The 11,226-nt window shown below is 62.2% G+C and carries 12 protein-coding genes; 4 read left to right on the plus strand and 8 right to left on the minus strand.

Translation table 11 applies throughout. From position 1 onward, the window contains the following. Window positions 1-42 precede the first annotated feature (42 nt). The 3 genes from zapE to BLO97_RS24660 all read right to left on the minus strand — a co-directional run bounded on the left by zapE (window position 43) and on the right by BLO97_RS24660 (window position 2,474). Complete coding sequence (zapE, locus tag BLO97_RS24650) at window positions 43-1,164, minus strand: cell division protein ZapE (protein WP_092142797.1); 1,122 nt, start codon at window positions 1,162-1,164, stop codon at window positions 43-45. A gap of 200 nt (window positions 1,165-1,364) precedes the next feature. Beyond that, a complete protein-coding gene (locus BLO97_RS24655; protein ID WP_072348557.1) occupies window positions 1,365-1,706 on the minus strand; it encodes a nuclear transport factor 2 family protein in 342 nt (113 codons plus the stop codon). Between the two features lie 51 nt (window positions 1,707-1,757). Continuing rightward, on the minus strand, window positions 1,758-2,474 hold the full coding sequence (locus BLO97_RS24660; RefSeq protein WP_072348558.1) for a helix-turn-helix transcriptional regulator: 717 nt from the start codon (window positions 2,472-2,474) through the stop codon (window positions 1,758-1,760). A gap of 307 nt (window positions 2,475-2,781) precedes the next feature. Here BLO97_RS24660 and BLO97_RS24665 point away from each other — a divergent pair, with 307 nt between their 5' ends. Further along, entirely contained in the window at window positions 2,782-3,252 is a 471-nt protein-coding gene (locus BLO97_RS24665; RefSeq protein WP_092348657.1) for an LEA/WHy family protein, read from the plus strand. Between the two features lies 1 nt (window position 3,253). Here the strand turns inward: BLO97_RS24665 and BLO97_RS24670 are convergent, their stop codons facing one another. Continuing rightward, entirely contained in the window at window positions 3,254-4,177 is a 924-nt protein-coding gene (locus BLO97_RS24670; RefSeq protein ID WP_092348660.1) for a carbon-nitrogen hydrolase family protein, read from the minus strand. An 86-nt stretch (window positions 4,178-4,263) separates the two neighbouring features. On the opposite strand from BLO97_RS24670, the gene BLO97_RS24675 reads away from it, so the two are divergent. Beyond that, window positions 4,264-5,172 carry a LysR family transcriptional regulator gene (locus BLO97_RS24675; protein ID WP_092348663.1) on the plus strand — a complete coding sequence of 303 codons (909 nt, stop codon included), beginning with the start codon at window positions 4,264-4,266 and terminating at the stop codon, window positions 5,170-5,172. Between the two features lie 3 nt (window positions 5,173-5,175). Here BLO97_RS24675 and BLO97_RS24680 read toward each other — a convergent pair whose 3' ends face one another. Further along, window positions 5,176-5,430 carry a hypothetical protein gene (locus BLO97_RS24680; RefSeq protein ID WP_003181187.1) on the minus strand — a complete coding sequence of 85 codons (255 nt, stop codon included), beginning with the start codon at window positions 5,428-5,430 and terminating at the stop codon, window positions 5,176-5,178. 160 nt (window positions 5,431-5,590) lie between these two features. On the opposite strand from BLO97_RS24680, the gene BLO97_RS24685 reads away from it, so the two are divergent. Further along, complete coding sequence (locus BLO97_RS24685; RefSeq protein ID WP_092142788.1) at window positions 5,591-5,908, plus strand: ElaB/YgaM/YqjD family protein; 318 nt, start codon at window positions 5,591-5,593, stop codon at window positions 5,906-5,908. A 168-nt stretch (window positions 5,909-6,076) separates the two neighbouring features. Here BLO97_RS24685 and BLO97_RS24690 read toward each other — a convergent pair whose 3' ends face one another. The 3 genes from BLO97_RS24690 to BLO97_RS24700 all read right to left on the minus strand — a co-directional run bounded on the left by BLO97_RS24690 (window position 6,077) and on the right by BLO97_RS24700 (window position 10,483). Continuing rightward, window positions 6,077-7,954 carry a feruloyl-CoA synthase gene (locus BLO97_RS24690; RefSeq protein WP_063325054.1) on the minus strand — a complete coding sequence of 626 codons (1,878 nt, stop codon included), beginning with the start codon at window positions 7,952-7,954 and terminating at the stop codon, window positions 6,077-6,079. 141 nt (window positions 7,955-8,095) lie between these two features. Continuing rightward, entirely contained in the window at window positions 8,096-9,544 is a 1,449-nt protein-coding gene (locus BLO97_RS24695) for an aldehyde dehydrogenase (protein ID WP_092348666.1), read from the minus strand. A 108-nt stretch (window positions 9,545-9,652) separates the two neighbouring features. After that, a complete protein-coding gene (locus BLO97_RS24700) occupies window positions 9,653-10,483 on the minus strand; it encodes a p-hydroxycinnamoyl CoA hydratase/lyase (protein ID WP_063320869.1) in 831 nt (276 codons plus the stop codon). Between the two features lie 213 nt (window positions 10,484-10,696). On the opposite strand from BLO97_RS24700, the gene BLO97_RS24705 reads away from it, so the two are divergent. Further along, on the plus strand, window positions 10,697-11,182 hold the full coding sequence (locus BLO97_RS24705) for a MarR family winged helix-turn-helix transcriptional regulator (RefSeq protein WP_014338127.1): 486 nt from the start codon (window positions 10,697-10,699) through the stop codon (window positions 11,180-11,182). Window positions 11,183-11,226: the final 44 nt, after the last annotated feature.

An 11,226-nucleotide genomic window follows, 5' to 3' on the forward strand; every position in this document is an offset into this window, starting at 1 on the left:
TTCGTTAGTGCCGCTGGCTCGACGCCGTCGGCGGGATACAGGTCAGGCTTGCTGACCAAAACGTTGCATTTGCATTTCCTGGAGGCGGCTGAGGGTACGGCGAAACGGGAATTGCAGATAGCCCTCGGTGTACAACTCATCCATCGGCACCGCAGCCGAAAGGCACAACGGCACCTTGCGGTCATAACATTCGTCGACCAGGGCGATGAAGCGCCGTACGCCATCGTCATGGATCGACAACTGCGGCAATTCGCGATCACCGGCCTCGACCCTTTCGACGCCGTCTTCGGTGCCACGGGCAATGCGCCCTTCGCGCTGCTCGGCGCTCAGGCACGGCACGTCACTGAGCAGGATGACGCTGAAGCGGTCGCACAGCGCCATGAAATCCAGCGCCGAGAACGGTTGCTCGCACAGGTCGGGGTAACGGCTCCAGAGCACGCTGTCGCTGGCCTGGACCGGTTCAAGTAGGCGATGACCGACCTCGATCGGCGCACTGCTCGACGCTTGCCCGCAGGTCAACTGGTTGAAGACGTCACCCAGCGGATCAGGTTGCCCGGGATCGCGCAGCCAATAACGCTGCTGTAATTGGCCTGGGTGCTGGCGATGGTCTTGCCAGCCGTTCACCGGCACGACCTGCATATATCGATTGATCGCGGTGATGGTCGGCAGGAAACGCTCACGGTTGTGGCCGTTGGCATAGAGCTCCTCCGGCGGCAGGTTGGAGGTACTGACCATTACCATCCCCAACTCGAACATCACCTGGAACAGGCGTCCGAGGATGATTGCATCGCCAATGTCGTTGACGAACAGTTCGTCGAAACACAGCACCCGTACTTCAGCGCTCAATTCCCGAGCCAGGGCCTGCAAAGGATCCGGCGTCCCTGTGAGCTGGAACGAACGCTGATGCACCCACGCCATGAAATGGTGGAAGTGTTGTCGACGGGCCGGCACCTTGAGGCTTTCATAAAAGCGGTCCATCAGCCAGGTCTTGCCACGTCCCACCGGGCCCCAGAGATAAACGCCCTTGATCGCCTTGCGACCTTCGTGCAACGCCTTGTGGCATTGCTCCAGTGTCATGATGGCCAGTTCCTGGGCCTCGTCCTGGACGAAGCCGTGGTGTTCGATGGCATGCTGCCAGGCACTCAAGGGGGAGTCGAAAGTCATACGGCCCGGGTCCGGAAAACGAAGGTGGGGAGTATGCCATGCGAAACGCTCAGAAGAACCGTGCAGACTGTGGCGAGGGGATTTATCCCCGCTCGGCTGCGAAGCAGACGCCAGGCCTCAAACCGTATGGGCCTGCTTCGCAGTCCAGCGGGGATAAATCCCCTCGCCACAATAGTGTTCACATAACAGGGTGCAGACTGCTAAATCGAGATATCCAACCGGCTGATCTTGCCCTGCTCATCGAGCCGGAAGGTGTAGCGCAACTCCAGCGGGCTGCCGGGGAATGTCCCGGAGATCAGGTTCTGCACCAACACCTTGCCAGTGCGTTGCTGCACATTGAGGACTTCCACACGCGGCTGGAAGCGCCGGGCAGTGTCTTCCATCCATTGGGCGATGGCCTGGGTGCCAACACGGTGCTGGCCTTCATCGAATACGTTGGCATCCTCGGCGAAGAAACGCGTCACCGCCGAACTGTCACGGGCATTGGCCGCCGCAATGTAGCCGGCGATGGCCGGGGCCAGGGAAGAGACGGGATTGGACATGGTACGGCTCCTTGTTTTATCGATCTGGCACCATGCTAGAACAGCGTTGTGTCAGTTTTTGTCAGGAGTGAACCGTCCGCTTTCGTCCAGCTTCATCAGCGCGAACCAGTCGCGCAGCAAGTCGCTGCGGCGGCCCGGATAGCGCTCGCCCTGCTCGGTGGCAGAGGCAATCCGGTCAGTGCGAAAAGTCCGATAGGCGCCGCGCAATTCGCACCAGGCCACCACCACCCGCGCCTCATTGAAAAAGCCCAGGGCCAGCGGCCAGATCAAGCGTTGGCTCGGGGTCTTGTTCACGTCGGCGTAATCGATGTGCAGCTTGGCCTGGGCGCGAATGGCCTGGCGGTACACATTCAGTTCCACCGTGTTCTGCGGATAGCCATAACCCGGTGGGCCGGGCAGCACCGTGGGGTTGCGCAAAGCGTCTCGCACATCGGGGGCCAGCACTGCAGCGACCTTCGCCAGGGCGTCGGCGGCTGCCTTGCCCAACACCTCGTCGGCGCGCTGATCGACGTAGCGCAAGCCCAGCACAATGGCCTCGATTTCATCGGCGGTGAACATCAGTGGCGGCAGGAACAGTCCGCTGCGCAAGACATAACCAATGCCCGCTTCACCCTGGATCGGCGCACCAAGGGCGGTGAGTTCGGCGATGTCGCGGTACAAGGTACGCTCGGAAACGTTCAGTTCTCCCGCCAATGTCGCAGCGGTGACCGGGCAACGCTTGCCCCGCAAGACTTGCAGCAAAGTGAGCAACCGAGAGGTACGCGACACGATGGGCTATCCAGAAGAAAAAAGTTGACGCAGATTAGCAGAGGCTGGTGTCAGAAACTGTCAGGAGCCACACGCCGACGCTCGCCCGGCAACCTACTGGAACCGGACATTGTGGCGAGGGGATTTATCCCCGCTGGGGCGCGAAGCGGCCCCCAGAAGAGATGATTCAATCCGATCCGACTGTTTTGGGATTCAGGTTTTTGGGACTGCTTCGCAGTCCAGCGGGGATAAATCCCCTCGCCACAAGCACCTGTGGGGTATCGTGCTCAATCGCTTCCGGTTTTTTTCATTCGTTGAGAGTCAATCCATGCGCAGAATCCTCGGCCTTTCCGTTTTCCTGATACTGCTCAGCCTGAGTGCCTGCGCCCTCTTCCCGCACCGGGACCCGCTGAACATCGATGTGGTCGGCATCGAACCCTTGCCCAACCAGGGCCTGGAGGTGCGTTTCGCCGTGAAACTGCGCGTGCAGAACCCCAACGAAACCACGATCGACTACAACGGCGTGGCGCTGGACCTGGAGGTCAACGGCCGTACGCTGGCAACGGGGGTCAGTGACCAGAGCGGTTCGATCCCGCGCTTTTCCGAGGCGATCCTCAGTGTCCCGGTGAGCATTTCGGCGTTTTCGGTGTTGCGCCAGACCTTGGGCCTGAGCCAGACCCAAAGCCTGGACAACCTGCCCTATGTGCTCAAGGGCAAGCTCGCCGGCGGCGTATTCGGCACCCTGCGCTTCGTTGACCGCGGAACCCTCGACCTGCCGGGCTCCGCCGCCAACTGGTGAATCACGCCGTGAAACGCACGCCGGGCTTGGCACGCTCATCCACCACCAACTCGAACACATCTGGCCTGGCGTAATGCCCCACCACGTCATAGTCGTAACGCGCCCGCACCAGCTCATCGGTGTCGATTTCGGCAATCAGTAGCCCCGCCGTGTCCTTCAGCGGCCCCGCGAGTACATCGCCCATGGGGCCGACAATCACACTGCCCCCGGCAATCAGCGGCCGCTCGGCCGGCCAGTGCGCGACCTCGATACCCAGGGCCTGCGGCGAGGCCTGGACCTGGCAGGCACTGACCACAAAACAGCGACCTTCGTGGGCGATATGACGCATGGTCACCTGCCACATCTCCCGCTCATCCACCGTCGGCGCACACCAGACGTCCACCCCTTTGGCGTACATCGCGGTGCGCAGCAGCGGCATCATGTTTTCCCAGCACACCGCCGCGCCGACCCGACCGACCTGGCTGTCGATCACGGGCAAGGTCGAGCCGTCGCCCTTGCCCCAGATCAGCCGCTCGGTGCCGGTGGGCATCAACTTGCGGTGCCGGGCCACCAGGCCCGCATCGGGTTCGAAATACAGCGCGGTGCAGTACAAGGTGCTGCCGACACGCTCGATGACGCCCAGCACCAGGCTCGCCCCGGTACGCGCTGAAAGCCCGGCCAGCGCTTCGGTTTCAACGCCGGGCACGTCAATGGCATTGGCAAAATAGCGGGCAAACGCCTCGCGTCCCTCCGGCAACCGGTAACCCAGTTGAGTCCCGAACGCTTCGCCCTTGGGATAGCCACCCAGCAGCGCTTCTGGCATCACCACCAGGCGCGCGCCAGCCTCGCGAATGGCTTCTTCGTAGGAAAGGATCTGTGCCAGGGTCTCGCCCTTGCCGCCAGGCAACGAGCCGATCTGCAGGGCAGCCACAATGGATTTGGGCATGGTTTTTCAACTCCTTGATCATCAGGTGTTGCCGATTCTCAAGCAGCGGCCGATCATGAATAAAGCCCAGAACGCTGCTAAATGATATGAACCTTATGAATATCGCCGACATCGACCTCAATCTGCTCAAGACCTTCGAAGCCCTGCATGACGAATCCAGCGCCAGCCGCGCCGCCGTACGCCTGGGCGTGACCCAGTCGGCCATCAGCGCAGCGCTGCGCAGGCTTCGCGGTTTGTATGACGATCAATTATTCGTGCGTACCGGCCGGGGCCTGGCGCCGACGCTGCGGGCCAACCAGCTCAAGCCGGTGATCAGCGAAGCACTGGATAAATGCCGCCAGAGCCTGGCGATGGTCGACCCGGATGCCAGCCATTACGAAGGCCGCTCGGTCATCGTCGGCCTGTCGGATGATTTCGAGATTGCCCATGGGCGACGCTTGATCGAAGAAGTGGCCGACCGAGCGCCGGGCCTGCGCTTGATTTTCCGCCAGACCCACAGCCAGATCGTCGGCCGGGCCCTGATGGAGCGCGAACTTGACCTGGCGATCACGGCGGGCGGTTTCGCCCAGCGGTTGCTCAGCCGCCAGGTGTTGGGCGAAGGCGATTACGCCTGCCTCCTGGACCCGGCGAGCCTGGCGCAGGGCCAACAATCCCTCAGCCTGGAGGCGTTCGTGGCCCGTGAACATCTGCTGGTGTCTTCAGGTGGTTTCATCGGTATCACCGACGAAGGGCTGGCCGGGCTTGGCCTGAGCCGGCGAGTCTGTGCCTCGACCACCCACTTTGCCGCGTTGCCGTTCCTGCTCAAGGGCAGCCAAGCCGTGGCGACGATTCCGGCCCATGCCGCCCGGGCCATCGCCGACCTCAGCGGCCTGGCCTTGCTGCCCTGCCCCCTGGCCTTGCCCCGCTACCCTATCGAACTGGGATGGCGAACCCACACGCAAATGGAGCCGGCAGTGCTCAAGGTTCGCGAGGCCATTACGGCAACATTCACCTAAGGCTTACTTGTTGGCAGCCATCAGTCGATTGACTTCACTGCGTACCATGTTGGCGTACTCCGGCGGCGACATGCCGTCCAGTTCGGCACGCACCCACTCGGCCCACTTGCCCTTGCGTTTGGAGCGCTCGCCGAACAAGCGGGCAGCATCGCCCTTGGCTTTGCCCAGGTTGTTTTGCCACAGTTCAAAAAGTCGGGATTTTTCGTCTTCCAGCGCGGCGCGCTCGGCCAGGGGCTTGTCAGCCAGATTGAAGCTCATGGGAATTACCTGTTGCGTAAATAGGCGCCATCTTACACCTTGCAGGGAAACGTCTTAACCACGATTTGTGATGGGCTGCGCCGACAAGGCCAAACGTTGCAACTTTTGCACAAGCGCAGCACTCCATTGATCAATGCCATCATCAGCAAGGAGTACTTCAATGGCCCGTAAAAGCACCGTGCAAGCGAATGGAGAGCAAATCAAGGATCAAGCCTTCAGCGAACTGAAGGCGTTGATCGAAGAATCGGAGAAGCTGCTCAAAAGCAGTGCCTCGCTGGTGGGCGAAGATGCTGAAAACCTGCGCGACCAGATCTCCCAGAAACTGCAACAAGCGCTTGATTCGGTTGCCAGCGCACGGGAGCGCACCCGCCCCATGGTCGACGCCACTGAAGTCTATATTGGCGGCCACCCCTGGCAGACCGTGGCGATTTCCGCCGGTTTCGGGCTGGTGGTGGGTTTGTTGCTAGGACGGCGTTAACCATCACAAACCAGCCCCCGAACCTCATGGAGGAGCGGCGAGCTTGCTCGCGATGACGGTGTGTCAGAGAACCTCTCTGCTACTAAGCCACCGCTATCGCGAGCAAGCTCGCTCCCACAGGAGTTTGTGGATGAGTCCGCCATTTATGCACATCCACAAGGTCTCGCTTTAAGCCACAGGTCCCGCCCGCAAAATCGACGCATCCTCCCCGCGATACAACGCCTCCACCTTCCCCGCCCGCCACTGCAACACCGCCCGTTGGTTGATCGAGCCCTTGTCAGTGATTTCACCGCGGTCGATGGACGCCGGTTCATCGAGCAAGGCGATCCATTCCACGCGACTGGCGTTGCCGCTGGCTTCACGGTTCAGGCGTCGCAGCCAGTCGGCGAACCATTGGCGCACCGTCGGGCTGGCAAGAACCTGGGCGTCACTGGCGTCCCCGCCCAGGCCTGACAAGCGCCGGCATTCAGCAAGCCGTGGGAACACCAGCGCCCCCAGGCACTCGCGATCCGGTGCGGTAATCACCAGGTCCTGGACGTAGGGCGTGCCCTCCAGCACCGCCCGATTGCGCAACGGCCCGACACTGACGAAGACACCGGAAGACAATTTGAAATCCTCGGCGATCCGCCCATCGAACATCAGCCCCAGTTGCGGATTGCTGGCGTCGGCCAGCTTGATCGCATCTCCCGAACAGTAGAAACCATCCTCGTCGAATACCTCGGCAGTTTGCTGCGGCGAGCGCCAGTAGCCGGGCATGATGTGCGGCCCGCGAAAACGCCCTTCGAACTTGCCGTCCACCGGCACCAGGCGCACCTCGCAGCCAGGCGCTGGAAGGCCGATGTAGCCAGCCATGGACAACGGCCCGGTGGTGAAGGTGCAGGACGGCGCCGCCTCGGTCATGCCCAGGCCCGCCATCATGCGGATACGTTCGCCGCAATGCTGTTCGGCGACCTTGTCGAGCCGGTCCCAGGTGCTTTGGGACAAGCCCGCCGCCGCAAAGAAGAACAGGCTGATGCGTTTGAAGAATCGCTCGCGCAATTCATCGTCCTGCTCCAGGGCGTTGACCAGTTCCTCCCAGCCCTTGGGCACGGTCAGGTAGGCGGTAGGCGAGATTTCCTTGAGGTTGCGCAGGGTTTCGGCGAAGCCCTGGGCGGTGGGTTTGCCGTCGTCCAGGTAGAACGTGCCGCCGTTGTACAACACGATGCCAACGTTGTGGCTGCCACCGAACGTGTGGTTCCACGGCAACCAGTCCACCAGCACCGGCGGCGCCTCGCCGAACACCGGAAAGGTCTGCAGCAGCATCTGCTGATTGGCGCAAAGCATACGCTGGGTGGTGATCACCGCCTTGGGCAGCTTGGTGGAGCCTGAGGTAAACAGGAACTTGGCGATGCTGTCCGGGCCGGTGGCAGCGAACGCCTGCTCGGCCTCGGCGCCGCCGGGTTGGACCAGCAGGCTGGCGAAGCTTGTCCTCGACCGGCCGGCTATCTCGCCACGCACTGTGATCAAGGGCACGTCCGCCGGCAATACGGCAGTGATTGCGCGCTCGAACGGTGCGGCTTCACTGACAAACACCAGCCCTGGCTGCAACAGATCGCAGACGTGACGCAGCTTGGCGAAATCCTGGGACAGCAATGAATAGGCCGGCGAAACCGGGCAATAGGGAATACCGGCGTACATCGCGCCGAGGGCCATTTGCAGGTGCTCGATGTCGTTGCCGGAAAGCAGCGCCAAGGGTTTTTCCGCTGACAAACCGTAACCGAGCAGGCTTTGGGCGATGGCTCGGACACTGTCGAGCATTTGGGCATAACTGACTCGACGCCAGTCACCGCCGGCTTCACGGGCAGCGATAAACGTCTGCTCCGGGCGCACCTTGGCCCAGTGCACCAGGCGCTCGAGCAACCGCGCTGGCAGCGGGGCCAAGGGCTCCAGGGAGCGCATGTGCAAGATGCCACGCTCTTCCCGGACTTCCACGGCAGGATGACCAATCGATACCTGGCGATACCGCCCGGCCTCGGGTCGGGAGGACGATCTGGACTCGGAACTCACGTACATTTCCTCCACCAAGGCACACTCGGGTCGCGATGCGAGCGGAGCGTGGCAGCACCAGGCTGCGGCCTTGTCATTATTATTCTGGCCTGCATCGGGGCGACGGCGTTCAAGGCTCGACCGCCCGCGATGCGACGGGTTTCAGATCGGGTAATGCCGGGGACCGTTCTGCAAAGTCACCCAACGCAGCTGGGTGAAATGCTCGATGGACGCCTTGCCGCCAAAGCTGCCGTAACCGCTGGACTTGACCCCACCGAAAGGCATCTGCGCCTCGTCGTGCACGGTCGGCCCGTTGATGTGGCAAATGCCCGACTCGACCCGCTGGGCCAAGGCCAGCGCACGGGTGGTATCGCGGCTGAAAATGGCGGCCGACAGGCCGAACTCGGAATCGTTGGCCAGGCGCAGCAGCTCTTCATCGCCGTCACCGCGCAGCAACACGGCCACCGGCCCGAAGGACTCTTCGCGGTACAGGCGCATCTGCGCAGTGACGCCGTCGAGCAACGTCGGCTGCAGGATGCTGCCTTCCAACTGCCCCCCCGTGACCAGCGTTGCGCCTTTGGCCAGGGCATCGTCGATCAGCCCCTTGATGCGTTGGCCGGCACTGACGTCGACCAACGAGCCCAGTACCGAATCGCCGGCCGCCGGATCACCAGCGCGCAGGGTGGCGATCTTGGCGGCCAAGCGGGCGATGAACTCATCCGCCACACGGGCATCGACGATCAGTCGCTCGGTGGACATGCAGATCTGGCCTTGGTTGAAGTAAGCGCCAAAGGCCGCCGCTTGCACCGCGGCGTCCAGGTCGGCGTCGTCCAGCACCAGCAGCGGCGCCTTGCCACCCAGTTCCAGCAAGGCCGGCTTGAGGTGGCGCGCCGACAGTTCGCCGACGATGCGTCCGACATGGGTCGAACCGGTGAAATTGACCCGACGCACCGCCGGGTTGGCAATCAATCGCTCGACAATGGCCGGCGCATCCGCCGGTGCGTTACAGATCACGTTGACCACGCCGTCACCCAGCCCTGCGTCCTGCAACACCTGGCCGATCAGCCGGTGCACTGCCGGGCTTATTTCAGAAGCCTTGAGCACCACGGTGTTACCGCAAGCCAGGGGCATGGCGATGGCGCGGGTGGCGAGAATCACCGGAGCGTTCCAAGGGGCGATGCCCAGCACCACGCCGCAAGGCTGACGCAGGGCCATGGCGAAACTGCCAGGCACGTCCGAAGGAATGATTTCGCCATTGATCTGGGTCGTCATGGAAGCGGCTTCGCGCAGCATGTTCGCCGCCAGGTGCACGTTGAAACCGTACCAATTGGCCATGGCACCGGTCTCGCCGGCAGCAGCGACGAATTCACTGCTGCGGGCCTGCAACTGCTCGGCCGCACGCAACAGCCGCGTCCGGCGTTCGTTAGGCGCCAATGCGGCCCAGGCGGGAAACGCCGCTTGGGCAGCAGCTACCGCGGCATCGGCATCTTCCAGAGTGGCGGCGGCCACGCGAGACACCACCTCACCCGTCACCGGGTTGCAGCGTTCGAAGGTCCGGCCGTCACGGGCCGGGCACGACTGGCCGCCAATCAACAGGGGCACGTCCAGCATGGTGATTCCTCTTTATTGTCTTTATCGGGAATACATCGCAGCGGTGTAACAGTAGCGCCAGGGCGGCGCAGCGAACAGCGGGATGCGGCCCGCCATTCGCCGGTCGATTCAGCGCTTATAGGTTTGCAAGCCAGGCTTGATGCTCTTGTCGTCCAGAAACTGCTTCATGCCCTGCTCGCGGCCACCTTCGGTGTCGAGCAGGCGCGACTGATCGAGCTTGGCGTACAGGTAATCCTCGTTCTGCTCCCAGGTCAGCTCGCGGCAGCGCTTGAAACCATGCTTGGCGGCCCGCAGCACCACCGGGTTCTTCTCCAGCAGGTTGCGCGCCAGCGCCACGGTGACTTCACGCAGCTGCGCCAGGGGCACGCTTTCGTTGACCAAGCCCATTTCGGCGGCTTTTTGCCCGCCGAATGTCTTGCCGGTCATGATGTAGTACAGCGACTGGCGATGGCCCACGGTATCGGCCATGGCCTTGCTGACGAGGTTGCCCGGCGGGATGCCCCAGTTGATTTCCGAGAGACCGAAGGTCGCTTCGTCGGCGCAGATCGCCAGGTCGCACGCCACCAGCGGACTGAAACCGCCACCAAAGCACCAGCCGTTGACCATGGCGATGGTTGGCTTGGCATACATGCGCAGCAGCTTCCATTGCCATTGCGACGCTTCGCGACGGATTTTTTCCTGGAGGATTTCCGGCCCCGCATCCACTTCGCGGAAATATTCCTTGAGGTCCATGCCTGCGGTCCAGGCGTCACCGGCCCCGGTCAGCACCAATACGCCAGCGGCCGGATCCTGCTCCAAGGTCTCGAGCACGTCGATCATCTCGCGGTTGAGGGTCGGGCTCATGGCGTTGCGCTTTTCCGGGCGATTGAGGGTGACCCAGGCGATGCCCTCCTCGATATCGACCTTGACTGTTTTCCAGCGACCTTCGTAATTACTCATGATGCGTGCTCTCTTGTTCTTGGCTGAAGATGATCAAAAACTAAACCGGAAAAATAGTTATGTCAATTAACTATTAATCGATTTATCTGTCTTTTCCCGGGCCTGGATCGAAGGTTACAAATCTCGAATCTGCGCAAGCCCATAGCCAGGGCGTCGCAACCCCGGCAAACTGGATAGCCTTGTTAACCACTTACCTTGAGGAAGTTCACTTCGATGGCCAAGTCTTCCAAGCTTGCCGAACCCGCCGAGCCCCTGGCCGCCGGTACCGACGCGCAAGCGCCGCTGGACTCCGCACTGGATGACCTGATCGGTTACGCCCTGCGCCGCGCCCAGTTGAAACTGTTCCAGAACCTGATTGGCCGGCTCGCCGTCCACGATCTGCGCCCTGCCCAGTTCTCGGCCCTGGCAATCATCGACCAGAATCCCGGCCTGATGCAGGCTGACCTGGCCAAGGCCCTGACGATCGAGCCACCGCAAGTGGTGCCGCTGCTGAACAAGTTGGAAAGCCGGGCCCTGGCCGTGCGCGTGCGGTGCAAGCCGGATAAACGCTCCTACGGGATCTTCCTGAGCAAGACTGGCGAAACCTTGCTCAAGGAACTCAAGCAAATCGCCGCGCAGAGTGACCTGGATTCCACGGCGACCCTTTCAGGGGCTGAGCGTGAGGAGTTGCTGCGGTTGTTGAAGAAGGTTTACCAATAAAGGACACCGCTCCCCTGTGGCGAGGGAGCTTGCTCCCGCTGGGG

The sequence above is a fragment of the Pseudomonas sp. NFACC05-1 genome, from assembly GCF_900100135.1.
In the GTDB taxonomy this organism is placed as follows: domain Bacteria; phylum Pseudomonadota; class Gammaproteobacteria; order Pseudomonadales; family Pseudomonadaceae; genus Aquipseudomonas; species Aquipseudomonas fluorescens_Q.

Coding starts and splice junctions, on each gene's coding strand:
- BLO97_RS24680 (WP_003181187.1), bottom strand. CDS start 5,430: ATGAGCTTCAATCTGGCTGACAAGCCCCTGGCCGAGCGCGCCGCGCTG.
- BLO97_RS24695 (WP_092348666.1), bottom strand. CDS start 9,544: ATGCTGGACGTGCCCCTGTTGATTGGCGGCCAGTCGTGCCCGGCCCGT.
- zapE (WP_092142797.1), bottom strand. CDS start 1,164: ATGACTTTCGACTCCCCCTTGAGTGCCTGGCAGCATGCCATCGAACAC.
- BLO97_RS24675 (WP_092348663.1), top strand. CDS start 4,264: ATGAACCTTATGAATATCGCCGACATCGACCTCAATCTGCTCAAGACC.
- BLO97_RS24655 (WP_072348557.1), bottom strand. CDS start 1,706: ATGTCCAATCCCGTCTCTTCCCTGGCCCCGGCCATCGCCGGCTACATT.
- BLO97_RS24705 (WP_014338127.1), top strand. CDS start 10,697: ATGGCCAAGTCTTCCAAGCTTGCCGAACCCGCCGAGCCCCTGGCCGCC.
- BLO97_RS24670 (WP_092348660.1), bottom strand. CDS start 4,177: ATGCCCAAATCCATTGTGGCTGCCCTGCAGATCGGCTCGTTGCCTGGC.
- BLO97_RS24685 (WP_092142788.1), top strand. CDS start 5,591: ATGGCCCGTAAAAGCACCGTGCAAGCGAATGGAGAGCAAATCAAGGAT.
- BLO97_RS24700 (WP_063320869.1), bottom strand. CDS start 10,483: ATGAGTAATTACGAAGGTCGCTGGAAAACAGTCAAGGTCGATATCGAG.
- BLO97_RS24665 (WP_092348657.1), top strand. CDS start 2,782: ATGCGCAGAATCCTCGGCCTTTCCGTTTTCCTGATACTGCTCAGCCTG.